The sequence below is a fragment of the Pseudomonas extremaustralis genome, assembly GCF_900102035.1.
Classification (GTDB): domain Bacteria; phylum Pseudomonadota; class Gammaproteobacteria; order Pseudomonadales; family Pseudomonadaceae; genus Aquipseudomonas; species Aquipseudomonas extremaustralis.
Genome location: NZ_LT629689.1, coordinates 6,054,974 through 6,079,553, shown reverse-complemented (window position 1 = coordinate 6,079,553; position 24,580 = coordinate 6,054,974). Strand labels below are relative to the sequence as shown.

General features: G+C 58.7%; 23 protein-coding genes. 9 read left to right on the top strand and 14 right to left on the bottom strand.

Annotated elements, in window-relative coordinates:
* Positions 1-461: 461 nt before the first annotated feature.
* The 9 genes from msrQ to mrcB all read right to left on the bottom strand — a co-directional run bounded on the left by msrQ (position 462) and on the right by mrcB (position 10,279).
* Positions 462-1,082: a protein-methionine-sulfoxide reductase heme-binding subunit MsrQ gene (gene msrQ / locus BLR63_RS27980; RefSeq protein ID WP_010562712.1), complete on the bottom strand. Its 621-nt coding sequence runs from the start codon at positions 1,080-1,082 to the stop codon at positions 462-464.
* Positions 1,082-2,095, bottom strand: coding sequence for a protein-methionine-sulfoxide reductase catalytic subunit MsrP (gene msrP / locus BLR63_RS27975; RefSeq protein ID WP_010562711.1), 1,014 nt, complete (start codon positions 2,093-2,095; stop codon positions 1,082-1,084). Before msrP ends, msrQ begins: the two co-directional genes overlap by 1 nt.
* A gap of 63 nt (positions 2,096-2,158) precedes the next feature.
* On the bottom strand, positions 2,159-3,016 hold the full coding sequence (gene pssA, locus BLR63_RS27970) for a CDP-diacylglycerol--serine O-phosphatidyltransferase (RefSeq protein WP_010562710.1): 858 nt from the start codon (positions 3,014-3,016) through the stop codon (positions 2,159-2,161).
* Between the two features lie 144 nt (positions 3,017-3,160).
* Positions 3,161-4,177, bottom strand: coding sequence for a ketol-acid reductoisomerase (ilvC, locus tag BLR63_RS27965; protein WP_003212125.1), 1,017 nt, complete (start codon positions 4,175-4,177; stop codon positions 3,161-3,163).
* Positions 4,178-4,224: 47 nt separating this feature from the next.
* Positions 4,225-4,716, bottom strand: coding sequence for an acetolactate synthase small subunit (ilvN, locus tag BLR63_RS27960; protein WP_003176102.1), 492 nt, complete (start codon positions 4,714-4,716; stop codon positions 4,225-4,227).
* Between the two features lie 2 nt (positions 4,717-4,718).
* Positions 4,719-6,443, bottom strand: a complete 1,725-nt coding sequence (locus BLR63_RS27955; protein ID WP_010562709.1) for an acetolactate synthase 3 large subunit — start codon at positions 6,441-6,443, stop codon at positions 4,719-4,721.
* Positions 6,444-6,874: 431 nt separating this feature from the next.
* Positions 6,875-7,204, bottom strand: coding sequence for a YqcC family protein (locus tag BLR63_RS27950; protein ID WP_010562708.1), 330 nt, complete (start codon positions 7,202-7,204; stop codon positions 6,875-6,877).
* Positions 7,204-7,938, bottom strand: a complete 735-nt coding sequence (locus tag BLR63_RS27945) for a tetratricopeptide repeat protein (RefSeq protein ID WP_010562707.1) — start codon at positions 7,936-7,938, stop codon at positions 7,204-7,206. Before BLR63_RS27945 ends, BLR63_RS27950 begins: the two co-directional genes overlap by 1 nt.
* A gap of 16 nt (positions 7,939-7,954) precedes the next feature.
* Positions 7,955-10,279 (bottom strand): penicillin-binding protein 1B, encoded by a 2,325-nt coding sequence (mrcB, locus tag BLR63_RS27940; protein ID WP_010562706.1) that lies wholly within the window; start codon positions 10,277-10,279, stop codon positions 7,955-7,957.
* 118 nt (positions 10,280-10,397) lie between these two features.
* Between mrcB and BLR63_RS27935 the strand changes: the two genes are divergently transcribed.
* From BLR63_RS27935 to BLR63_RS27925, 3 genes are all read left to right on the top strand, one after another.
* Positions 10,398-11,954: a bifunctional aminoglycoside phosphotransferase/ATP-binding protein gene (locus BLR63_RS27935; RefSeq protein ID WP_010562705.1), complete on the top strand. Its 1,557-nt coding sequence runs from the start codon at positions 10,398-10,400 to the stop codon at positions 11,952-11,954.
* 92 nt (positions 11,955-12,046) lie between these two features.
* On the top strand, positions 12,047-12,391 hold the full coding sequence (locus BLR63_RS27930; RefSeq protein WP_010562704.1) for a pentapeptide repeat-containing protein: 345 nt from the start codon (positions 12,047-12,049) through the stop codon (positions 12,389-12,391).
* A 204-nt stretch (positions 12,392-12,595) separates the two neighbouring features.
* A complete protein-coding gene (locus tag BLR63_RS27925) occupies positions 12,596-12,868 on the top strand; it encodes a TfoX/Sxy family protein (protein ID WP_010562703.1) in 273 nt (90 codons plus the stop codon).
* A gap of 238 nt (positions 12,869-13,106) precedes the next feature.
* On the opposite strand, the gene BLR63_RS27920 is transcribed toward BLR63_RS27925, so the two are convergent.
* Genes BLR63_RS27920 through BLR63_RS27910 form a run of 3 tightly spaced genes read right to left on the bottom strand, consistent with a single transcriptional unit; the run spans position 13,107 to position 15,786 of the window.
* A complete protein-coding gene (locus BLR63_RS27920; protein WP_010562702.1) occupies positions 13,107-13,874 on the bottom strand; it encodes a heme ABC transporter ATP-binding protein in 768 nt (255 codons plus the stop codon).
* Positions 13,874-14,911: a FecCD family ABC transporter permease gene (locus tag BLR63_RS27915; protein WP_010562701.1), complete on the bottom strand. Its 1,038-nt coding sequence runs from the start codon at positions 14,909-14,911 to the stop codon at positions 13,874-13,876. Before BLR63_RS27915 ends, BLR63_RS27920 begins: the two co-directional genes overlap by 1 nt.
* On the bottom strand, positions 14,908-15,786 hold the full coding sequence (locus BLR63_RS27910) for a heme/hemin ABC transporter substrate-binding protein (RefSeq protein ID WP_010562700.1): 879 nt from the start codon (positions 15,784-15,786) through the stop codon (positions 14,908-14,910). Before BLR63_RS27910 ends, BLR63_RS27915 begins: the two co-directional genes overlap by 4 nt.
* Positions 15,787-15,941: 155 nt before the next feature.
* Between BLR63_RS27910 and BLR63_RS27905 the strand changes: the two genes are divergently transcribed.
* Positions 15,942-16,259 carry a Rieske (2Fe-2S) protein gene (locus BLR63_RS27905; protein WP_010562699.1) on the top strand — a complete coding sequence of 106 codons (318 nt, stop codon included), beginning with the start codon at positions 15,942-15,944 and terminating at the stop codon, positions 16,257-16,259.
* Here BLR63_RS27905 and sfsA read toward each other — a convergent pair.
* Positions 16,256-16,969 carry a DNA/RNA nuclease SfsA gene (sfsA, locus tag BLR63_RS27900; protein ID WP_010562698.1) on the bottom strand — a complete coding sequence of 238 codons (714 nt, stop codon included), beginning with the start codon at positions 16,967-16,969 and terminating at the stop codon, positions 16,256-16,258. The two genes, BLR63_RS27905 and sfsA, sit on opposite strands and share 4 nt — an antisense overlap.
* Positions 16,969-18,141, bottom strand: coding sequence for a pyridoxal phosphate-dependent aminotransferase (locus BLR63_RS27895; RefSeq protein ID WP_010562697.1), 1,173 nt, complete (start codon positions 18,139-18,141; stop codon positions 16,969-16,971). Before BLR63_RS27895 ends, sfsA begins: the two co-directional genes overlap by 1 nt.
* A gap of 319 nt (positions 18,142-18,460) precedes the next feature.
* Between BLR63_RS27895 and dksA the strand changes: the two genes are divergently transcribed.
* The 5 genes from dksA (at position 18,461) to BLR63_RS27875 (ending at position 24,505) form a co-directional block, all read left to right on the top strand.
* Positions 18,461-18,904 (top strand): RNA polymerase-binding protein DksA, encoded by a 444-nt coding sequence (gene dksA, locus BLR63_RS27890; protein ID WP_010562696.1) that lies wholly within the window; start codon positions 18,461-18,463, stop codon positions 18,902-18,904.
* An 83-nt stretch (positions 18,905-18,987) separates the two neighbouring features.
* Positions 18,988-19,875 carry a tRNA glutamyl-Q(34) synthetase GluQRS gene (gluQRS, locus tag BLR63_RS27885; RefSeq protein WP_010562695.1) on the top strand — a complete coding sequence of 296 codons (888 nt, stop codon included), beginning with the start codon at positions 18,988-18,990 and terminating at the stop codon, positions 19,873-19,875.
* A 62-nt stretch (positions 19,876-19,937) separates the two neighbouring features.
* Positions 19,938-20,114 (top strand): hypothetical protein, encoded by a 177-nt coding sequence (locus BLR63_RS31410; RefSeq protein ID WP_003176118.1) that lies wholly within the window; start codon positions 19,938-19,940, stop codon positions 20,112-20,114.
* Positions 20,098-23,052, top strand: a complete 2,955-nt coding sequence (locus BLR63_RS27880) for a sensor histidine kinase (RefSeq protein ID WP_162097522.1) — start codon at positions 20,098-20,100, stop codon at positions 23,050-23,052. Before BLR63_RS31410 ends, BLR63_RS27880 begins: the two co-directional genes overlap by 17 nt.
* A gap of 22 nt (positions 23,053-23,074) precedes the next feature.
* Entirely contained in the window at positions 23,075-24,505 is a 1,431-nt protein-coding gene (locus BLR63_RS27875) for a sigma-54-dependent transcriptional regulator (protein ID WP_010562693.1), read from the top strand.
* Positions 24,506-24,580: the final 75 nt, after the last annotated feature.

The window sequence follows — 24,580 nt, the reverse complement described above, 5'->3', positions numbered from 1 at the left end:
ATGCTGATAATCTTGTTGACTATCAGCCTAACTCCACAAGCACCCACACGAATTGCTTGATTCAGTTGTTAAAGAGCGGTTGGTTAAGATCTTTCGTCTCAACCGAGGCGCGCATTCTACAGCAGCCTCATTTACTGTCAAGTGATTATTTTCAGAAGTTTTCGAGGTTTTCCTCAACAACTTCAACCACTTGCGCTTCCGATCTCTCGTTAGCGGGAGGCGAATTCTACAGCGTTACACGCTGCTGTCAACACCTCTTTTTCTCCGCTTTCGACCGAGAGGATCGAAACGTTAATAGAGCCAAACTACACTGCCCTACCAACTCCTTCTGGGCTTCGATGAACTGAAGCAGGTCGCTGTCGAATCTCGCATAACTCTTTGTTTACCAAGGAGTTTTCCGTTTCGACTGCGCCGGAAGTGGGGCGAATTATAGACTTCCAGAATCTGCCGTCAAGGGTTAATTACGTTTTTGTTGCAGAAGTTGCTTTTTTTGCAATAAGGCGCGGGATCCGGCGCGCCACTGGCGGAATTCGCACAGCCAAGAGCAGCGCACCTATAGACGCATAGACAACCCACTCCTTCAGATCCGCACGAACAATCCAGAGCATATGCAATAAACCCAGCCCCAGAATTCCATAGACCAGGCGATGTAATTTTTTCCAACGTACACCCAGCCTGCGCTGGCTATAGCGATTGGACGTCACCGCCAGCACCAACAAGCCCAGGAAACCTAACGCCCCAACAATAATGTAAGGCCGCTTGCGCAACTCAACTCCTAGCTGCGACCAATCAAATCCAAGGATAAACGCGCAATAAGCAGCAAGGTGCAGCACCACATAAGCAAAGCACCACAATCCCAATTGCCGGCGCACAGCGATCCACCCCGCCCAACCGCTCAACTTTTGCAGAGGAGTCATGCCCAGCGTGAGCAGCAACAGAATCAGTGTTCCCAGCCCCAGGCGATCAACCAGCACTTTTCCAAGGTCAGGCCCCAGGGCGGAACTCCAGGCCTCGAACAACCAGAGCAACGGCCACACCATCGTCGCCATAAAGACACAGAGACGCCAGATGGGGTACCGCATCAGTAGTTCTTCCGCAAATCAAGGCCCGTATAAAGAGAGGCGACTTCATCGGAGTAGCCGTTAAACATCTGCGTCTCGCGCACGTTCGGACTGAACAAGCCACTCGGCAAGCGTCGCTCCCGCGCTTGGGTCCAGCGTGGATGATCGACCATAGGGTTCACATTCGCGTAGAACCCATACTCATCCGCGGCAATACTCTGCCATGTGGTCTTGGGCTGCTCACTCACAAGACTGATCCGCACGATGGACTTCACGCTCTTGAAGCCATACTTCCAAGGCACGACCAGTCGCAATGGTGCACCGTTCTGATTGGGCAACTCACGGCCATACATACCCACGGCAAGAATCGCCAGAGGATTCATCGCTTCATCCAGACGCAACCCCTCTACGTAAGGCCAATCGATCAACCCAAAACTTGAGCGCTGACCGGGCATACTCTTGGGATCCTTGAGGGTTTCAAAGCGGATGTACTTGGCCTTGGAGGTTGGCTCAACCTGCTTGAGCAAGGCAGATATAGGAAAGCCGATCCACGGGATGACCATCGACCAGGCCTCAACACAGCGCAAACGATAGATCCGTTCTTCCAACTGATATGGCTTCATGAAGTCTTCCAGGGCATAACGCCCCGGCTTTGCGACCTCGCCATCGATCACCACGCTCCAAGGTTCGGTCTTGAGAGAACCTGCATTCGCCGCAGGATCCCCCTTGTCCGTGCCAAACTCATAAAAGTTGTTGTAGTGGGTCGCGTCTTTGAATGGAGTAATGGCTTCGCCCTTGACGGTTACCGCCTGCCATTTCGTACCCGGCAGTTTTTCAGCAAACCAGCCTGGAGCCTTGCCTGGCTCGACATCCGCATACCGCGCCGTATCGTCAGCACTGACCCAGCGCGGCAAGCTGCTGGCAGCAACACCAGCCAGCGCGCCACCGAGCAAGCTACGACGAGACAGATAGAAGGATTCAGGGGTGACATCCGATTCATGACAATCGGACGCTTTAGGCAATTTGATTAACATGGCAACTCCGCAGCATTGGAGAACTGATGCACCAATAGACTGCGGAGTATGGGGGAAATTACATTAAGGCAACGTTTTGTCCCGACGCAGATGCAGCAGATACTGAATCGGCCCGGAAGCGGCATAAACCAGGAACACCAGCAGCAGAATACGCGGCGGATCACTGAAAACCACAGCGAACACCAGCACCACCGCAAGGATGGCCACGAAAGGCACGCGCCCCTTAAGGTCCAGCTCCTTGAAGCTGTTGTACTTGATGTTACTGACCATCAGCATGCCGGCGGCCGCAACCATCAAGGCCACCAGGAACGACATCTTCGAGCCTTGGATGCCGTAGTCACTGAACGCCCAGACGATACCCGCTACCACGCCCGCAGCAGCAGGGCTGGCCAGACCAATGAAGTAACGCTTATCGGCAGTCCCCACTTGGGTATTGAAGCGCGCCAGGCGCAACGCGGCGCCTGCAACATAGATGAAGGCCACCATCCAACCAACCTTGCCCATATCCCCCAAGGCCCAGGCAAACGCGAGCAGCGCAGGCGCGACACCGAAGGCAACCATGTCCGACAGCGAATCATATTCGGCACCGAAGGCACTTTGAGTATTGGTCATCCGCGCCACGCGCCCATCAAGACCGTCGAGCACCATAGCCACGAAGATGGCGATGGCAGCAAAACCGAAGTACTTGCTGGCACTCGCCGCGTCACCTGCCGCAAGTGCGCTTTGAGCACTCATCGAGTTGATGATGGAATAGAACCCGGCAAACAGGTTCGCCGTGGTGAACAGATTGGGCAGCAGATAGATGCCACGGTGCCGGACCTTGCGGCCTTCAGCGTCATGCCCTTCTTCGACATGCTCATCGATCGGTAGCAGGCTTTCGGCGTCAGAAGCCTGGCTTGGCTCTTCGGGACGTTCGCTCATGGACTTTACCTTGCAACGGTGTGAAAAAATTCGACAAATACTTGCGGCGAGTGTTCGCCCGCATACGATGCAGCTTTATACCAGAACCCGCCCCTCAAACGAAAAAACGCGGCCTAAGCCGCGTTTTCCTTTGATACGTACGACTTAGTTTTTGGCTTTGTCGACGATCTTGTTGGCACCGATCCACGGCATCATGGAGCGCAGTTGCTCGCCGATGATTTCGATACCGTGAGCGGCGTTGTTACGACGCTTGGCGGTCATCGAAGGGTAGCCGGTAGCGCCTTCGCTGATGAACATTTTGGCGTATTCGCCGTCCTGAATGCGTTTCAGGGCGTTGCGCATGGCCTGACGGGACTCGGCGTTGATCACTTCCGGGCCAGTCACGTACTCGCCGTATTCGGCGTTGTTGGAGATCGAGTAGTTCATGTTGGCGATACCGCCTTCGTACATGAGGTCAACGATCAGCTTCAGTTCGTGCAGGCATTCGAAGTAGGCCATTTCCGGCGCGTAGCCAGCTTCAACCAGGGTTTCAAAACCGGCCTTGACCAACTCAACGGTACCACCGCACAGAACGGCTTGTTCGCCGAACAGGTCGGTTTCAGTCTCGTCCTTGAAAGTAGTTTCGATGATGCCGGTACGACCGCCACCAACGCCGGCAGCGTAGGACAGTGCAACGTTCTTGGCATTGCCCGAAGCGTCTTGGTAGATCGCGATCAGGTCAGGAATGCCGCCGCCTTTGACGAACTCTGAACGCACGGTGTGGCCCGGAGCTTTCGGCGCGATCATGATCACGTCGAGGTCAGCGCGTGGCACGACTTGGTTGTAATGAATCGCGAAACCGTGGGAGAAGGCCAGGGTTGCGCCCTTCTTGATGTTCGGCTCGATTTCGTTTTTGTACAGCGCGGACTGGAATTCGTCCGGGGTCAGGATCATGACCAGGTCGGCAGCAGCAACAGCAGAGGCAACGTCAGTCACTTTCAGGCCGTGGGCTTCAGCCTTGGCAACAGTGGCCGAGCCTTTACGCAGGCCAACAGTCACGTCAACACCGGAATCTTTCAGGTTGCAAGCTTGCGCGTGGCCTTGGGAACCGTAGCCGATGATGGCGACTTTCTTGCCCTGGATGATCGACAGGTCACAATCTTTATCGTAATAAACTTTCATGAGGTTCCTCTATATATCCAGGCCTTAAGGCCATTCACTAATTTGGGTTAGATGCTGAGTACTTTGTCGCCACGGGCAATCCCGGTGACACCACTGCGTACGGTTTCCAGAATCGAGGCCGTCCCGATCGACTGGATGAAGCTGTCCAGCTTGTCGCTTGTACCGGTCAATTGCACGGTATAAACACTCGCGCTCACATCGACGATTTGCCCGCGATAAATGTCGGTAGTGCGCTTGATCTCGGCACGTTGGGCACCCGTAGCCTTGACCTTGACCAACATCAGCTCGCGCTCGATGTGGGCACTTTCCGACAGGTCGACCAGCTTGACCACTTCGATCAGCTTGTTGAGGTTCTTGGTGATCTGCTCGATCACCTCATCGTGGCCTACGGTAGTCAACGTCAGCCGCGACAGTGTCGGGTCTTCGGTCGGTGCCACGGTCAGGCTTTCGATGTTGTAGTTGCGTTGCGAAAACAGGCCGACAACACGAGACAGAGCGCCGGGTTCGTTCTCCAGAAGCAGGGAGATAATGTGCCGCATGATTAAGTACGCTCCGTCTTGTTCAGCCACATATCGCGCATAGAGCCGTCTTTGATCTGCATCGGGTAGACATGCTCGCTGGTATCCACCTTAATATCTATGAACACCAGGCGGTCCTTCATGGCGAACGCCTCTTCCATTTTCGGCTTCAGATCCTTCAAGTCGGTGATGCGAATGCCGACGTGGCCATACGCTTCAACCAACTTCACGAAATCCGGCAGCGACTCCATATAGGAATGGGAGTGACGACTGTTGTAGCTCATGTCCTGCCACTGACGAACCATGCCCAGCACACCGTTGTTCAAGCAGACGATCTTCACCGGAAGGCCGTACTGCAGACAGGTCGACAGTTCCTGAATGTTCATCTGGATGCTGCCCTCACCGGTGACGCATGCAACGTCGTTTTCCGGGAAGCTCAGTTTCACACCCATGGCCGCAGGGAAACCAAAGCCCATCGTGCCCAAGCCACCGGAGTTGATCCAGCGGTTGGGCTTGTCGAACTTGTAGTACTGCGCGGCGAACATCTGGTGCTGGCCCACGTCGGAGGTCACGAAGGCGTCGCCTTTGGTCACTTCGCACAGGGTCTCGATCACGGTTTGTGGCTTGATGATGCTGCCGTCACCCTTGTCGTAAGGGAACAGGCCGCGGTCACCGCGCCATTCGTCAATCTGCTTCCACCAGCTGGCAACAGCTTCCTTGTTCGGTGTCTCGCCGATGTCCTTGAGCGCTGCGACCATTTCGGTCAAGACACTTTCCACTGGACCTACGATCGGCACATCGGCCTTGATGGTCTTGGAGATGGACGCCGGGTCGATGTCGATGTGGATGATCTTGGCATTCGGACAGAATTTGCTCGCGCCGTTGATCACTCGGTCATCGAAACGTGCGCCTACTGCCAGGATCACGTCCGCGTGGTGCATGGCGACGTTGGCAGTGTAGCTGCCGTGCATGCCGAGCATACCAACGAACTGACGGTCCGTACCCGGAAATGCGCCGAGGCCCATCAGGGTGTTGGTTACCGGCAGATTGAGCATCTTTGCCAGTTCGGTCAGCGGCGCGGAACCGCCGCCCAGAATCACGCCACCACCGGAATAAAGCATTGGGCGCTTGGCCGCCAGGAGCATCTCTGCCGCCTTGCGGATTTGCCCAGAGTGGCCACGAACGGCTGGGCTGTAGGAACGCAGCTTGGCTTTCTTCGGGAAGATGTATTCGAATTTTTCCGCAGGGTTGGTCATGTCTTTCGGGATATCAACCACCACAGGGCCCGGGCGACCGGACTGTGCGAGGTAGAACGCCTTTTTCATGACTTCCGGGATTTCCGAGGCATGTTTGATCATGAAACTGTGTTTCACGATCGGCCGGGAGATACCGATCATGTCGGTTTCCTGGAATGCATCGGTACCAACCATGGTGCTAGCGACCTGGCCGGAAATGATCACCATCGGGATGGAGTCCATATAGGCAGTCGCGATGCCGGTAATGGCATTGGTTGCGCCTGGGCCAGACGTTACCAGCACCACACCGGCTTTACCGGTGGCACGGGCATAACCGTCAGCCATATGGGTTGCAGCCTGTTCGTGGCGAACCAGAATGTGGGTAACAGCCGGTTCCTTGAACAGTGCGTCGTAAACATGCAGCAGAGCACCACCTGGGTACCCGTAAATATAGTCGACGCCTTCGTCACGCAAAAAGCGGACGAGCATCTCACCGCCAGATAAAAGCTCCACGTTGTTCACCTCTAAAACGCCAGAATACCGTCCGTTGAAAACCGACGGGTCTTAATAGGTTTACTTCTCAACAGAGCATGAGCGACGGTGGTCGCCGACTACGTCAGCACTGACTGAGCAAGTATTGGGATCGTCCCAAGTGTTGCGGGCTTTTCCCACCCAGCGCGAGGTAACGCGTTGCGGGTGTAACAGGTCGGCGCGGATGTGCGCCTCATGATCTGCTGAGCGGGCCTGCTTCTGGCAGTCCCGATACAGCGGACTTTGGATTCTTCTGTTTCAGCCCCTTCAAGTCAAGCAATAATTGCGCTTTTTTCCAACTAAGCGCATGAGAACGAAGAAGAAAGGGCTTTGATGAGGGATAAAACTCGCCTGAATGTCGTCAAGCGGTAGAAATGTGCGCAAGACTGCCGGAAAAACCGGCAGTCAGGCAATTAACGAGCGTCAGTGATCAGTTGGTCGAACTTTTTCAGCGCATTGCGTAGACCCTGGCTCTCCAGCGGCCGATCGGCATAGACCATCTCCGCCATCTCCATGATTCCAGATGCATTGGGCAAAGACAGATCCTGTTCGAGGATCTGCTTCATCCGCACGAGGAAGACCCATTGCAACCATTGGTGGAAGTCCAGGGTATCCACCGAAAACGGCTCCACACTACTGAGCGCCTCAATGCTGGGAGACACTTCGTCCCACCAGCCCTGCACCCGCAATTCGCGCTCAATCAGCAATAACTGTTCGGCAATCGCTGGAAAACGCGCATCCATCAGAGGTTGACCTTGGCTTTTTGCCGAGCCTGGGCGGCGCCGGCGGCGTCACCTTGGGCCGCGCGCGCATCGCCAATCAGGGCCCACAGGCTGGCTTGCAGGTCAGGACGACCATTGGCCAGGGTCAAGCCCCGACGAGCGAACTGTTCTGCTTGCGGCGCATCACCCTGGGCCATGCGCACTTGCGCGAGGCGATACAGTACTTGCGGCTCGCGAGGTGCTACACGCTGGGCTCGCTCAAGGCTCGACGATGCACCATTCAAGTCGCCGCCGGCCTGCTGCTGTTGGGCAGTGGTCAAAAGGGCCAGTACCGGGCCGTCCAGTTGCTCGTCAGCCGACAGGCCGCCAGCGCTGGAGGACGATGGAATACCGCTTGGCGTCGACGGCATGTTGTAGGTGCCCTGGTTAACCGGCGCCGTTTGAATCGGCGTGGCCTCGATCGGACCCGAGGTGCTTGGCCCCGGCGTCCATGGCTCGGCGCTGATCGGCGCAGCGGTGGCGGCCCCCGCTCCCGGCACCATGACCACCACACCCGAATCCTGCGGTACAGCCCGAGCCGCAGCTTGGACAGGGCGATTGGTCACGGTCTGGCGGAAACCGCCATTGGCCGAGATCCGGTCGTTATTGGAGACGGTAGTACTCGAATCCACCACGGGAATGGAGCCGCGTTGCACACTGGCGCAACCGTTGAGCAAAGCCAGAGCTGTAATAGCTGGAATCCACCACTTGTTCACTTGAAACCCTCTTTGCTTAATTCATCCAGCCTTTGACCCAATCCATCACCGACTCCGCATCAGCAGGGGCACTGCCACCGCACGCGGCGCCGGGTGGCGGTTCGCTGCCGCGAATATACGGCATCTGCACCGCGCCCGGACAGTTGGCATCGGAGCCCTGGCCCGTGTGCGGATCAATCCAGGCCTGGACGATGTTATCCGGCTGCGGCATGTTCAGCGGCAGCGGGTCGGCCTTGCGCATGAAACTGGTCCACACCTGTAGCGCCCCCGTCGCGCCAGTAAATGGCGTCTTGCCATTATCGTCACGCCCCAACCACACCACCGCCAGCACATCCTGGCCGAAACCGGCGAACCAACTGTCACGTGAGTCGTTACTGGTACCGGTCTTACCCGCCAGCGTCAGGTTGGAGGGCAGAACTTTATAAACTGAACTGCCGGTACCTTCGCGCATCACGCGCTGCATGGCGTTCTGGATCAGATAGATGGAGCCCGCATCGAAACGCTGCTGGATCTGGAACGGATAGCGCTTGAGCGGCTCGCCCTCGGCGGTCAGCACACTGCGAATCCCGCGCATCGGCGTGTTGAAGCCACCGTTGGCAAGAGTCTGATACATGGTTGCCACTTCCATCGGCGTCATCGCGCCGGCCCCCAAAAGAATCGAAGGGAACGCCGGAAACTCACGCGTGATCCCCAGGCGCGCCAGCGTCTTGAGGACATTCGGCACGCCCACTTCCAGGCCGAGCCGGGAGGTGGAGATGTTGTAGGAATGCGCCAAGCCCTGGTACAGGAACACCGTGCCGTGGGAGCGGCGGTCGAAGTTCTGTGGCGTCCACACCTGGCCATCGGCACCTTTGACGGACAACGGCTCATCCGACAGCCAACTGGTCAGGGAATACTTACTCGGTTTTTCCAACGCCGTCAGGTACACCGCCGGCTTGACCAGCGAGCCGATCGGCCGCACAGCATCGAGTGCGCGGTTGAAACCGGCAAAACTGGCCTGGCGACTGCCAATCATGGCTTGGACTTCACCGGTTTCCGGGTTGGTCACCACCATTGCTGCTTCAACTTCATCGGAGCCTTTACGCCCTGTCAGACGCTTGAAGGTGTCGTTGACCGACGCCTCGGCTTTCATCTGCAAAATCGGGTCGAAGCTGGTGAAGATCCGCAGCCCTTCTTCGGTCAAGTCCTCGTCGCGGTAGTCTTCACGCAACTGACGCTTGACCAGGTCGATAAAGCCGGGGAAAGAGCTGTCCGCCAGCTTGCCGCGAGTGGTCACACCCAGTGGCATTTTCTTCGCGGCGGCAACCTGTTCAGCGGTGGCAACGCCCTGCTGTTCAAGTACATCGAGCACCAGGTTGCGACGCTCCAGCGCCCGCTCGGGGTTGCGACGCGGGTTGTAATAGGAAGGCCCCTTGACCATACCCACTAACAATGCGACCTGATGCAGCTTCAGTTCGGACAGCGGTTGACCAAAGAAGAACTGGCTGGCCAAGCCAAAACCGTGCACCGCCCGCTGACCGTCCTGGCCGACGAAGACCTCATTGAGGTATGCCTCGAGAATTTCCTGCTTGCTGTAATGCAACTCCAGCAACATCGCCATCATGGCTTCGGTGAGCTTACGGGTCAGGCTGCGCTCGTTGGTCAGGTAGAAGTTCTTGACCAATTGTTGCGTCAGCGTGCTGCCGCCTTGGGTCATCTTGCCGCCTGACGTGTTGACCCAGATAGCGCGGGCAATCGACTTCGGTGAAACACCCCAGTGACTATAGAAATCCCGGTCTTCCACGGCAACCAGGGTTTCCAGCAGGTAAGGCGGCACCTGATCAAGCTTGATCAGGATGCGATCTTCAAGGTTCTTGGGGTAAATCCCGCCAATCATCAGCGGTTCGAGACGCACAACGGGCAGCTTCGAACCGTTGAGGGACGACAGTTCGGCAACATAGTCGCCGGAGAAGCGCACGCGCACCGGTTGGGCTTTTTCCAGGCCTTCATAGAATTGAAAGCCGCGGGTGTTCAGGTCGACGGTATTACCACTGACAGCAGCCGCGCCCGGGCCATTGCTCACCGGTTCGCGGCGATAGCCCAAGGCGTCGAGTTCGGTGAGAAAGTCATCCTTGCTCAGCTTCTGGCCGGTGAAGAGCTCCAGCGGGCGCGCGTAAACCTTGGCTGGGATGGTCCAGCGCTTGCCGGAGAACTTCTCCTGAACCACAGCGTCGAGGTACACCGCGAAACCGGCGAGCACCACAAGACCAACCAGGCCGAGCTTGAACGCCCAGCCCAGCCACGGGCGCAGGCCGCGGGAAGGAGTTTTTTTACGGGAACGGGGAGATCGGGTTCGAGTCATGGCGGCGGATTATACGCACTTTATTGATCATCAACATGAGCCGGACAGCGGTTTGCACGGCAGGCCTCAGCAGCCATAATGCGCGCCATGATTTCCCCCAGACTTTGAAGGATCGCCCATGAGCCAGCCCCTGATCGCCGCACTGCAGAACCCGGCTTTATACCCCCATCCGGTTGAAGCGTTCCAGGTCATTGAGACCCATATTTCCTGGGTCATACTGACCGGCCCCTACGCTTACAAGCTGAAGAAACCAATGAACTTCGGCTTCCTGGACTTCACCAAGCTGGAAGATCGGGGGCATTTCTGCAACGAAGAGCTGCGCCTCAACCAGCGTCTGACCAAAGATTTGTATCTTGAAGTGTTGCCGATCACCGGCACTGCCGAAGCACCGCAATTTGGCGGCGACGGCCCAGTCATCGAATATGCGCTGAAAATGCGTCAATTCCCGCAAAGCCAGTTGCTCAGCACCTTGCAAGCCAACGGCGAGCTGACCAGCGCGCATATCGACGAGATGGCCAAACAGATCGCGCATTTCCACCTCAGCGCACCGAAAGTGCCACAAGAGCACCCGGCCGGCACCCCGGACGAGGTAATGGCGCCGGTACGGCAGAACTTCGAGCAAATCCGCCCGTTCCTCAGCGACAAGGCCGACCTGACTCAACTTGAAGCCCTGCAAGCCTGGGCCGAAAGCAGCTTCGAGCGCCTCAAGCCGTTGCTGGCGCAGCGCAAACTGGAGGGTTTCATCCGTGAATGCCACGGGGATATCCATTTGGGCAATGCCACCTTGATTGCTGGCCATGTGGTGATCTTCGACTGCATCGAGTTCAACGAACCTTTCCGATTCACCGACGTATATGCCGACACCGCCTTTCTGGCCATGGACTTGGAAGATCGTGGGCTCAAGTCCCTCGCACGGCGTTTTATCAGCCAGTACCTGGAACTGACGGGGGACTACCGGGGCCTCGAATTACTGAATTTCTACAAAGCCTATCGTGCGCTGGTTCGCGCCAAGGTCTCGCTGTTCAGCATGCCGAGCGAGGCAAGTCCCGTGCAACGCGCCACGACGCTGCGCCAGTACCGCAACTACGCCAACCTGGCGGAAAGCTACAGCACTATTCCGTCGCGCTTCCTGGCGATTACCCATGGCGTGTCGGCGGTAGGCAAAAGCAACGTCGCCATGCGTCTGGTGGAAGCATTGGGCGCTGTGCGCCTGCGCTCGGATGTGGAACGCAAGCGCCTGTTCGGCGAACAACAAGTGGAAAACACACCGCAGGCTGGCATCTACGCTGCGGACGCCAGCGTCGCAACCTATGCACGCCTGAATGAACTCGCCGATACCGTACTGCGGGCCGGGTTCCCGGTGGTGCTGGATGCCACCTTTCTGAAGCGCGAGCAACGCGATGCAGCGGCCAAAGTTGCCGAAGCCACCGGAGCCCCCTTCCTGATCCTGGATTGCAATGCACCGCAAGCCGTTATCGCCAGCTGGTTGGCACAACGTCAGGCCAACAAAAACGATCCTTCTGACGCGACATTGAAGGTTATCGAAGAACAGCAGGCAAATCGCGAACCGCTGACCACTGAAGAGTTGCTCCTCAGCAAGCGTGTCGAGACCAACGAAAGCGGGACACTCGACGCCTTGGTGGCGCATATTCGTCAGAATCTGCCAGGCCTGTAAGAAAAATTTCTTGGCCGTGTCGCCGTATTCGACGAGCGGCCATGAAATAGTGGCACTATAATGGCGTCATAAATCTAACGGGAGTCGCCTTCATGAGTCAGCCCAAGCTTCTTGATACCCCGCTTTACGCACTCCTGCACAAAGACGATATCCGTGGTTTCAACCAAGAACGCCCCGCGGACGGTGTTATCGACATGCGCGGCGGCGATTTCCGCGGTCTGGACCTGCGTGACCTCAATGCCGCGGGCGTGGATTTTACCGACGCATATTTCCGCTCCGCCGACTTACGTGGCCTGGATTTGCGCGCTTGCTCACTGGAAGGCGCCAGCCTGGCCCACGCGCAGATCTCAGGTACCTACTTTCCGCCTGAATTGACCGCCGACGAGATTCTCATGTCAGTCAATTTCGGAACTCGCCTGCGCTACCGCACCAAGTAAACATTGCTCATTCGACCGCCCGATATGCACAAGCGTACCGGGCGCCTTTGCCTGCCCGCCGTCAAAATCCCCGCGTCATTCTTATAAGCTTTTAAGCCGTTCCTGACCAAAGAACTACGCTTTTCCTACTGAGCGCTACACTCCTGTTCAGGCTTGCCTGGTCACGATACCCACCGCACCATTCGGCCGTCGCAAGGAGGCTTGATGAACGATGAGCTGCAACACCTGAAAAACCTCGGCAAGACATCAGCGCAATGGTTGCATGCAGTGGGCATCCACAGTGCATCCGACTTACGCCGCCTGGGAGCGGTCGATGCCTATCGGGCTGTGCGGACTCGTGGGTTCCGTGCATCGAAAGTGTTGCTATATGCAATCGAAGGAGCATTGATGGACGTGCACTGGAACGACATCCCTGCCGAACGAAAAGAAGCACTGAACCGCCAACTGGACGCGATCTCGGCGCGCCAGAAAAATTAGATCAACTAGAAGACTCAATGGCCACGGGCGTTTCAAACAGACGCTTGAGGAAAACACAGGCTCACCGAAAACAGCAGTTGACTCTCAAATGAGAATCGTTATGATTATCGCAACTGGTCGCGAGATCAGCCGATAACTGAAAGACCCTTGGTTCGGACTCTCAGATTATCTCCTCATCAGGCTAATCACGGTTATTTGACCCGGCTTTTGCCGGGTCTTTTTTTGCCCGCAATAACACTCAGCGCGCAATGATCAACGGATGCCCGCGCTCAGGATGCGGCTGTACCAAAACATCCAAGCCAAATACAGCTTTGAGCGGTTCAGGTTGCATGACTTGAGCCGGAGAGCCCAAGACATGAGGGCGCCCGCCTTCCAACAGCAGGATCCGATCACAGTAACGAGCCGCTAGATTCAGGTCGTGAAGAATCACCAGCACCGCCGCACCGCGCTCGGCAAAGGTACGAATGGCCTGCAACGTCGTGTGTTGATGCAAGGGGTCGAGCATCGATGTCGGTTCATCCAGCAATAACGTCTGCCCCGCTTCACCGGGCCACAACTGCGCCAGCACCCGCGCCAGATGCACACGCTGACGCTCACCGCCGGACAATGCCAGGTAGCTGCGACCGCTCAAATGCCCGACATCCGCCGCCTGCAGGGCCGCGTCGATGATCTCGTCATCGCGCGCTCGGCCAGTCTGATGGGGTAAGCGGCCCATACCGACGACTTCTTCCACACGAAAGGCAAAGTCCAGGGTCGAGGTCTGGGGTAAAACCGCGAGCCGCTGGGCACGCTGCGATCCACCCCAGTCCTTGAGTTCCTGCTGGTCCAGCCACACCTTGCCCTGGTTCGCAAGCAACTCACCGCTGAGCCCCCCTAGCAACGTGCTTTTGCCCGCGCCATTGGGACCGAGCACACCGAGTACTTGGCCCGGTAACAGGTCGAGGGTGACATCCGCCAACACGGTTTTGCGACCACGACGGATGTGCAGGTCTTCCACACGCAGCATCAGGCGCGCCCTCGTAACAACAGGTAAAGAAAAAACGGCGCACCAATAAATGCAGTCACAATACCGATCGGCAGTTCAGCAGGCGCCAATGCAAGGCGTGCGACCAGGTCGGCGAACAGCAACAGGCTCGCACCGGCCAATACCGACGCCGGCAATAGCACCCGATGGTCAGGCCCCGCCAGCAGGCGCACCAGGTGCGGCACCACCAATCCCACAAATCCAATCATGCCCGCAGCCGCCACCGCCGCGCCCACGCCTAACGCGGTGCAAAACACTAATTCACGCTTGAGCTTTTCAACATCGATGCCAAGGTGACTCGCTTCAGACTCGCCAAGCAGCAGTGCATTCAATGCTTTGGCCCGGCGCGGCAGCCACAGCGCCACTCCTGCAGCAACCAGCAGCAACGGCCATAACCGCTGATAGCTGGCGCCATTGAGGCTGCCCAGGTTCCAGAAAGTCAGGGTGCGCAAGGTGGCGTCATCTGCCACGTAGGTAAACAACCCCACGGACGAACTGGCGAGAGCGGTCAGGGCTATGCCAGCAAGCAGCATCGTCGCGACATGGGTCTGCCCGTTGCGCCGCCCCAGCCGATAGACCAGCGCGGTCACCCCCAGGCCACCGAGGAAGGCACACAATGACAACAGGTACGGCCCGAATGCATCCGGCAAACCGCCAAAAAACGAACCGCCGACAATTGCCACTGCCGCCCCCAATGCCGCACCACTGGAAACCCCCACCAACCCAGGATCAGCCAATGGGTTGCGAAACAATCCCTGCATCGCCACGCCCGACAATGCCAACACACCGCCAACCGCCAGGCCCAGCAAGGTACGCGGCAACCGAATCTGCCCCAGGATCAGCTCAGCCTGCTCCAGCCCCTGGGGTGGAATCGGCAACCCCATCAATCTCAGCGCCGCCCTGAGGGTGTCCAACAATGGCAGGCTCACCGGCCCCAAGGCCAAGGACAGCCAGACCGCCAGGAGACACAGCAATGCCAGCCCGATGAACAGCGTCTGCGGCTTAACCGATGGAGTCATGGGGTGGTGTCAACCTGGGATGGGTAAAATTCGGCGGACAGCTTTACAAGACTTTGCGGCAGTCGCGGCCCCAGCCCCCCAACCAGTAACGTCGGATCCAGCTCAAACACCCGTCCGTCCTTGGCCGCCGGCGTGGAAGCCAGAATCGGATTTGCTTTGAACAAGGCCACCCGCGCCGCGTCACCGGTCAGTGCACGATCGGCAAACACCAGCACGGCAGGGCTCAAACCCGCCAGCGACTCCACCGAAAACGGCTTATAACCACTATGAGTTGCCAGGTTATTCCCGCCGGCCTGCTGCACCATCCAGTCGGCGGCAGTGTCCTTACCGGCGATCAGCGGTTTGCCACCGGCGTTGCCGATCAGCAGTAATACCCCGGGCGCCTTTTGCAGGGGCCGGGCCTTTGCAACCCAAGCCTTTTGTTGGTCGAGTGCCCGCTCATACGCGGTAAATAATTCGTCGGCCTTGGCCTCATGGCCCAGCAACGCCCCCAAGTGCTGAAGATTGCTTTTCAACGTGGGCAACTCCGGTTGGGCCGAGAAGATCTCCACCTGTACCCCCGCGCTACGGATTTGAGCCAATACCGTTGGCGGCCCCATTTCCTCGGTACCCACCAGCACCTGTGGACGCAGGCTCAGGATGCCTTCAGCCGACAATTGCCGTTGATAACCAATGCTCGGCAACCTCTTGAGCGATGCCGGATGCTGGCTTGTAGTGTCCACGCCCACCAGCTTCGACTCACCACCCAACGCCACTACCCATTCCGAAAGCGCCCCACCGGCACTCACCCAGCGCTGAGGCAGTTCAGCGGCTTGCACCCCAGGGTTGAACAGCAGTCCGACAATAAGCGCGATAGCACTGGCACTCAGGCGCATAACGAGGTTTCCTTGCAAGGGCAGAGCCGTCCGAGCGCTCAACGATGTGACAGATACCCCCTGCCGGACATCGAACTGAGCCCCCATCGGCTGACAGGCGAAGCCAGCATTTGATAATTGTTTGCATTTGAACGTCAAGGCACTTAAGGATTGAAATGAAGTTTCTCTGCCCCTCCGACGCCCTGGCGCCCAATAGCAGTCTCGGTTTTGAGGTCGACGGCATCAAGCTGTTGGCCGTGCGCCGGGACGGTATCGTCTACTTCTATATCAACCGCTGCCCCCATCGCGGCATCCCGCTGGAATGGCAGCCAGACAGTTTTCTCGACACCAGCGCCAGCCTGATCCAGTGCGCGACGCACGGCGCGCTGTTCCTGATTGAAACCGGCGAGTGCATCGCCGGCCCATGCGCGGGGCAAAGCCTCAAAGCCCTGCCCGGCCGCGAAGACGAACAGGGGCTGTGGGTGCAACTCTAGTCGCCGAGCAGTACATCCAGTCGGCGCTCGACATACATTTCCTCGGGTGTGACGCGCACACCATAGGCCAGTACCTCAACGCCCGCTGCCTTGGCCTCCCGCAGGGCGGCGGCGTATCCGGCGTCAATCTCCATCGCAGGGCGCACCGCCTCGATGCCAGACAGATTGACGCAATACAGCTGTACCGCACGCACGCCGTCACGGGCCAGATGCGCCAACTCCCGCAAATGCTTGGCGCCGCGCTGCGTCACCGCGTCGGGGAAGGCAGCAACGCTGGAACCGTCAAAGCCCAGGGTGACGCTTTTGACTTCGACATAAGCCGTGCCGCTTGGGTAATCCAGGCGAAAGTCGATACGGCTGTTCTCCTGGCCATATGGCACTTCGCGCTTCAACGCGGTGAAACCGTCGAGTTCCACGATCACCCCGGCACGCAGAGCCTCTTCGATCAACGGGTTAGCGCGCGCAGTGTTAACGCACGCCAATCGCCCCTGAGGGGTCTCGGCGATTTCCCACGTACCCGGCAACTTGCGCTTGGGGCCATTGGAGCGGCTGAACCACACCTGCCCACCTTCCACCATGCAATTGAGCATCGAGCCGGTGTTCGGGCAGTGAATGGTAAGTAACTCGCCGGTAACGGTTTCGATATCGGTGAGAAAACGCTTGTAGCGGCGAATCAACCGCGCCTCTTCGAGGGGAGGATGAAAACGCATCAGCCCTGCCAGCTCCGCAAGCCACGCGCGATTCGTTCCACCGCTTCCTGAAGCCGATCCAGATTTTGTGTGTAGGCAAAGCGCACGTGATGCCCGGCCTGATAACGGCCAAAATCCAGTCCGGGCGTAAACGCCACATGTTCGGTTTCAAGGAAATGGCGGCAGAACGCGAAGGCATCGCCGCCGAACGCACTGATATCGGCGTACAAATAAAACGCCCCTTCCGGCTCGACGGCGATCCTGAAACCCAGTTCGCGCAGAGCGGGCAGCAAAAAGTCGCGCCGGCGACCGAACTCGGCACGGCGCTCCTCCAGGATATTCAGGGTCTGGGGGGTAAAACAGGCCAACGCTGCGTACTGGGCCATGCTGGGTGCGCTGATGTAGAGGTTTTGCGCCAATTTCTCCAATTCACCCACTGCCGCCGGAGGTGCCACCAACCAACCCAGGCGCCAGCCAGTCATGCCGAAATACTTGGAAAAACTGTTTAGAACGAAGGCCTCGTCGTCGACTTCCAGCACGCTGGCGGCATCAGTGCCATAGGTGAGGCCATGATAAATCTCGTCCACCACCAAGTGCCCCTGACGTGCCTTGATAGCGCCCGACAGCGCAGCCAATTCATCCCGCGTGAGGATCGTACCGGTCGGGTTGGCCGGAGAGGCCACGAGTGCGCCCACGCTGTCCTGGTCCCAGTGCCTGGCGACCAGATCGGCCGTCAGTTGGTAACGTACCTCAGGGCCCACCGGCACCAACTGGGCTGCACCTTCCACCAGCCGCAGGAAGTGTCGGTTACAGGGATAACCTGGATCGGCCAGCAACCAATGTTTGCCCGGGTCTACCAGCAGGCTGCTGGCCAACAGCAAAGCGCCTGACCCGCCGGGGGTAATCAGGATGCGCTCGGGGTCTATGCCCAGCCCATAGCGTTGCTGGTAGAAACCACTGATAGCCTCGCGCAACTCCGGCAGGCCACGGGCTGCGGTATAACGCGTCTTGCCGTTGGCCAGCGCCGCCTGGCCGGCCTGAATAATCGGCTCGGCAGTGGTGAAATCCGGTTCGCCGATTTCCAGATGGATCACATCATGACCGGCCGCTTGCAGCTCATTGGCTCGAGCCAGCAACGCCATGACATGAAAAGGTTCGATGGCGCGACTGCGCGCACTGTAGGGCTGGGCCATTAGCCTTCCTTAACGGTGAGGACAAAATCAGGATTCTACCGAACCCTTGACGTAAAACATGCTCTATTGCCTGCTCGGCCATTCAAGATGAGCCGGCAAGCGCTTGCAAAACGACTAAAATCAACAACCGAGGCGCCCCATACCCAGTCATAGCGCACTACTGTGGTTTGCAACCCCGGCTTGATGACCCTCGACAACCGGGAGTGGCGCACCCTGAATCTATCTGGTAAGTTCGCCCGCTTGCAGCCGCAGGGCCGGCAGGTGTCGGTGACGTTGCAATCCTGCGCAATGGATTAGAAGAGTGAGAGGCGGTCTATTCATGTCCACCCAAGCAAAGCAACAGCTATCCCCAGGCCTCAGCGGCTTCACACCCTATGTCGAGACAAAGGGTGAGGAGTACATGAGCGAGCCCATGCGTAAGCACTTCACCAAAATCCTGCTGAATTGGAAGCAGGAGTTGATGCATGAAGTCGACCGCACTGTTGACCATATGAAGGATGAAGCCGCCAACTTCCCTGACCCAGCCGACCGGGCAAGCCAGGAAGAAGAGTTCAACCTTGAACTGCGTGCCCGTGATCGTGAGCGAAAGCTGATCAAGAAAATCGACAAGACTCTGCAATTGATCGAAGACGAAGAATATGGCTGGTGCGACTCTTGTGGCATCGAGATCGGTATTCGCCGACTCGAAGCCCGCCCGACCGCAGACCTGTGCATAGACTGCAAGACCTTGGCCGAAATCAAGGAAAAACAGGTCGGCAAGTAATCCAGCCGAACTGAACGAATGGGGCGTGCGAACGCCCCATTTTTGTTTCTGTCATTTACCGATTTTCCAGTAGTATCCGGCCCATGACAGCCTCAACCTATATCGGACGATTCGCCCCCACGCCCAGCGGCCATTTGCACTTTGGCTCCCTGGTCGCCGCCCTCGCCTCCTACCTCGACGCACGAGCCCACCAGGGCCGCTGGCTGATGCGCATGGAAGACCTCGACCCACCCCGTGAAGAGCCCGGCGCGCAGGCGGCGATCCTCCATGCACTGGAAAGCTATGGCTTTGAGTGGGATGGGGAACTGGTCCGACAAAGCGAGCGGCATGATGCCTACGCCAAAGTGCTGAACGACCTGTTCAATCATGGCCTGGCCTATGCTTGCACCTGCTCACGTAAACAACTGGAACCCTACGCAGGGATTTACCCAGGGCTGTGCCGCAATGCCGGCCACGACCAGCACGATGCCGCCATCCGCTTGCGGGTTCCCGAGCTGGAATACCACTTTACCGACCGGGTACAGGGCGAATTCCGACAACACCTGGGTCGCGATGTTGGCGACTTCGTCATCCGTCGCCGCGATGGCCTCTATGCCTATCAACTGGCCGTGGTACTTGACGATGCCTGGCAAGGTGTTACCGATATCGTGCGCGGTGCCGATCTGCTCGACTCCACACCGCGCCAGTTGTACCTGCAAGAGTTATTGGGCCTGCGCCAACCGCGCTATCTGCACGTACCGTTGATCGTCCAGCCGGACGGTAACAAGTTGGGCAAATCCTATCGCTCACCGCCGTTGACGACGGACCAGGCCACGCCTTTGCTCTTGAGAGCCCTGCGCGCCCTCGGCCAGCAACCCGGCGATGAGCTGGTCCACGCCAGCCCACGGGAACTGCTGGATTGGGGCATTGCACACTGGGATGCGACACGGATCCCACGCACACTCACACTGCCCGAAGCGCAATTGCGCTGAAGGCGCTTGCAGCTGGCTGACCATCCGTTACCATCGCCGCAGTTATCCAATCCGAGGCCAACATGTACATCTATCGATTGGTCCTGCTGCTGGTCGTCGGGATCTACCTGTTTTCTCCCGCCATCATGGATTGGTGGATCGACGCCACTGGCGCCTGGTACCGCCCCTATCTGCTATGGCTGATCCTGATCGTCGTGACCTTCATCCTGCAGAGCCAAAAAGATGCCGATGAGCTTTAGCCTCACCCAGATGCTGCTGATCAGCGCCGCCTACCTGGCTACGTTGTTCGGGGTTGCCTGGATCAGTGAGCGGGGAATGATTCCGCGGGCGATCATTCGCCACCCGTTGACCTACACTTTGTCGCTGGGCGTGTACGCCAGCGCCTGGGCGTTCTATGGCACGGTGGGCCTGGCCTACCAGTACGGTTATGGCTTTCTGTCCAGCTACCTCGGCGTGTCCGGCGCATTTTTGCTGGCACCAGTGCTGCTGTACCCAATCCTCAAGATCACGCGCACCTACCAGCTGTCGTCCCTGGCCGACCTGTTTGCCTTCCGCTTCCGCAGCACCTGGGCCGGCGCGCTGACCACCATTTTCATGCTGATCGGCGTGCTGCCCTTGTTGGCTCTGCAAATGCAGGCAGTGGCCGACTCCATCAGCATCCTGACCCGTGAACCGGTGCAATATCGCGTCGCCCTGGCCTTTTGCGCGCTGATCAGCCTGTTCACGATTTTCTTCGGCTCACGCCACATTGCTACCCGTGAGAAACACGAAGGCCTGGTCTTCGCGATCGCCTTTGAGTCGGTGATCAAGCTGATCGCCATCGGCGGCGTCGGCCTCTACGCGCTCTATGGCGTGTTCGATGGCCCGCAACAGCTGGAACTGTGGCTGCTGCAAAACCAGACCGCCCTCGCCGCGCTGCACACCCCGCTGCAGGAAGGCCCATGGCGCACGCTGCTGCTGGTGTTCTTCGCCTCGGCCATCGTGATGCCGCACATGTACCACATGACGTTCACCGAGAACCTCAATCCGCGCTCGCTGGTCAGCGCCAGCTGGGGCTTGCCGCTGTTCCTGCTGTTGATGAGCCTGGCGGTGCCGCTGATTCTCTGGGCCGGCCTCAAGTTGGGCGCCACCACAAACCCCGAATACTTCACCCTTGGCGTCGGCATTGCCGCCAATAGCCCAGCCCTGGCGCTACTGGCCTATGTCGGCGGTCTGTCCGCAGCCAGTGGCTTGATCATCGTCACGACGCTGGCCTTGTCGGGCATGGCGCTCAATCACCTGGTGCTACCGCTGTACCAGCCGCCGGCCGAAGGCAATATCTACCGCTGGCTGAAATGGACCCGCCGCGCCCTGATCGTCGCAATCATCATGGCCGGCTATGGTTTCTACCTGCTGCTGGGCGCCGGACAAGACCTGGCCAACCTGGGTATCGTCGCGTTTGTCGCCACCTTGCAGTTCCTGCCGGGCGTGTTGTCCGTGCTGTACTGGCCGACCGCCAATCGCCGCGGCTTTATTGCGGGGCTGCTGGCCGGGATACTGGTTTGGCTCGTGACCATGCTACTGCCGCTGGTCGGCAACCTGCAGGGCTTCTACATCCCTCTGCTGAATATGATCTACGTGCTGGACGACACCAGTTGGCACATGGCCGCAATCGCCTCGCTGGCCGCCAACGTACTGATGTTCACCCTGATCTCGCTGTTCACCAACGCCAGCCCCGAAGAGACCAGCGCCGCCGAAGCCTGTGCGGTGGATAACGTGCGTCGCCCGCAACGCCGCGAGCTGCATGCCGCCTCGCCTCAGGAATTCGCCACGCAACTGGCCAAGCCCCTGGGCGCCAAGGCCGCGCAAAAGGAAGTCGAACAGGCGCTGCGCGATCTCTATCTACCGTTCGACGAGCGCCGGCCCTACGCCCTGCGCCGCCTGCGCGACCGGATCGAAGCCAACCTGTCCGGGCTGATGGGCCCCAGCGTGTCCCAGGACATGGTGGAAACCTTCCTGCCCTACAAGGCCAGCGGCGAAAACTACGTCACCGAAGACATCCATTTCATCGAGAGCCGGCTGGAGGATTATCACTCACGCCTCACCGGCCTCGCCGCCGAACTCGACGCCCTGCGCCGCTACCACCGCCAGACGCTTCAGGAGCTGCCGATGGGTGTGTGCTCCCTGGCCAAGGATCAGGAAATCCTGATGTGGAACAAGGCCATGGAAGAACTCACCGGCATCGCCGCTCAGCGAGTGGTGGGCTCACGCCTGAATACCCTCGGCGATCCGTGGAAAGAATTGCTTCAGGGCTTTATCAACCTGCCCGACGAGCATTTGCACAAGCAACACCTGGCCCTCGACGGCCAGACACGCTGGCTCAACCTGCACAAAGCCGCGATCGACGAACCCCTGGCCCCGGGTAACAGCGGCCTGGTGCTGCTGGTGGAAGACCTGACCGAGACCCAGATGCTCGAAGACAAACTGGTGCATTCCGAACGCCTGGCCAGTATCGGTCGCCTGGCGGCCGGCGTGGCCCATGAAATCGGCAACCCGATCACCGGTATCGCCTGCCTGGCGCAGAACCTGCGCGAAGAGCGCGAGGAAGATGGCGAAATCACCGAGATCAGCGGGCAGATCCTTGAACAGACCAAACGCGTGTCGCGCATCGTGCAGTCGCTGATGAGCTTCGCCCACGCCGGCGCCCACCAGAACCACGACGAAGCGGTGTGCCTGGCCGAAGTGGCCCAGGATGCCATTGGGCTGCTGGCCTTGAACCGGCGCAATTTCGAAGTACAGTTTTTCAACTTGTGCGACCCGGACCACTGGGTCGACGGCGACTCACAGCGCCTGGCCCAGGTGCTGATCAACTTGCTGTCCAACGCCCGCGACGCCTCTCCGCCGCACAGTGCGGTACGCGTCAAGAGCGAGGCTTTCGAGCACACGGTCGACTTGATCGTGGAGGACGAAGGCAGCGGCATTCCACAGAACATCAAGGACCGTTTGTTCGAACCCTTCTTCACCACCAAGGACCCCGGTGAAGGCACCGGTCTGGGCCTTGCACTGGTCTATTCCATCGTTGAAGAGCATTATGGACAAATCACCATCGACAGCCCGGCTGACACAGAAAGCCAACGCGGCACCCGTATTCGGGTGACCTTGCCGCGTCATGTCGAAGCGACGTCCGCTGTGAACTGAGACCGTCGAGAGAATTGAATCAATGCCGCACATTTTGATCGTCGAAGACGAAACCATTATCCGCTCTGCCTTGCGTCGCCTGCTTGAACGTAACCAATACCAGGTCAGCGAAGCCGGCTCGGTGCAGGAAGCCCAAGAGCGTTTCAGCATTCCCACGTTCGACCTGATTGTCAGCGACCTGCGTCTGCCGGGTGCGCCTGGCACTGAGTTGATCAAGCTTGGTCAAGGCACCCCGGTGCTGATCATGACCAGCTACGCCAGCCTGCGCTCGGCAGTGGACTCCATGAAGATGGGCGCGGTGGACTACATCGCCAAGCCTTTCGACCACGATGAAATGCTCCAGGCCGTGGCCCGTATCCTGCGGGACCGTCAGTCGGCCAGCAGCGCACCGGTCGAACAGCGCCCCAGCGCAAAGGGCGCCGACAAGCCGGGCGTGGACAACAGCAATGGCGAAATCGGCATCATCGGCTCCTGCCCACCGATGCAGGACCTGTACAGCAAGATCCGCAAAGTGGCGCCCACCGACTCCAATGTGTTGATCCAGGGCGAGTCAGGCACCGGTAAGGAACTCGTCGCCCGCGCCCTGCACAACCTGTCCAAGCGCGCCAAGGCACCGATGATCTCGGTGAACTGCGCAGCGATCCCCGAATCCTTGATCGAATCCGAACTGTTCGGCCACGAGAAAGGCGCATTCACCGGCGCCAGTGCCGGGCGTGCAGGCCTGGTGGAAGCGGCGGATGGCGGTACATTGTTCCTCGATGAAATCGGCGAATTGCCATTGGAAGCCCAGGCGCGCTTGCTGCGTGTGCTTCAGGAAGGCGAAATACGCCGCGTCGGTTCGGTGCAGTCGCAAAAGGTCGATGTACGCCTGATCGCGGCCACCCACCGTGACCTGAAGAGCCTGGCCAAGATCGGCCAGTTCCGCGAAGACTTGTATTACCGCCTGCATGTGATCGCACTGAAACTGCCGGCCCTGCGTGAGCGTGGTGCCGACGTCAACGAGATCGCCAATGCGTTCCTCCTGCGCCAGAGCGCGCGCATCAACCGTACCGACCTGAAGTTTGCCCCCGATGCCGAGCAAGCGATTCGGCATTACTCTTGGCCGGGTAACGTACGGGAGCTGGAGAATGCGGTCGAGCGTGCGGTGATCCTGTCGGAAAGCCCGGAGATTTCCGCCGAACTGCTGGGCATCGATATCGAGCTCAGCGACCTTGAGGACGACGACTTCATCGGCCTCGCCCCGCAACAGGGCGGCGCCAGCAATACCAGCCATGAACCGACCGAAGATTTGTCACTGGAAGATTACTTCCAGCACTTTGTCCTTGAGCACCAGGACCACATGACCGAGACCGAACTGGCACGCAAACTGGGCGTAAGCCGTAAATGCCTGTGGGAACGCCGCCAGCGCCTGGGCATTCCACGACGCAAGACCGGTGTGGCCAGCGAGAGTTGAGGGTGCGCCCCCAGAGGTAACACCCTCAGACGTGAAAAAACTGTTACCGCTGATTTTTCGCGTAACAAAAGCCGG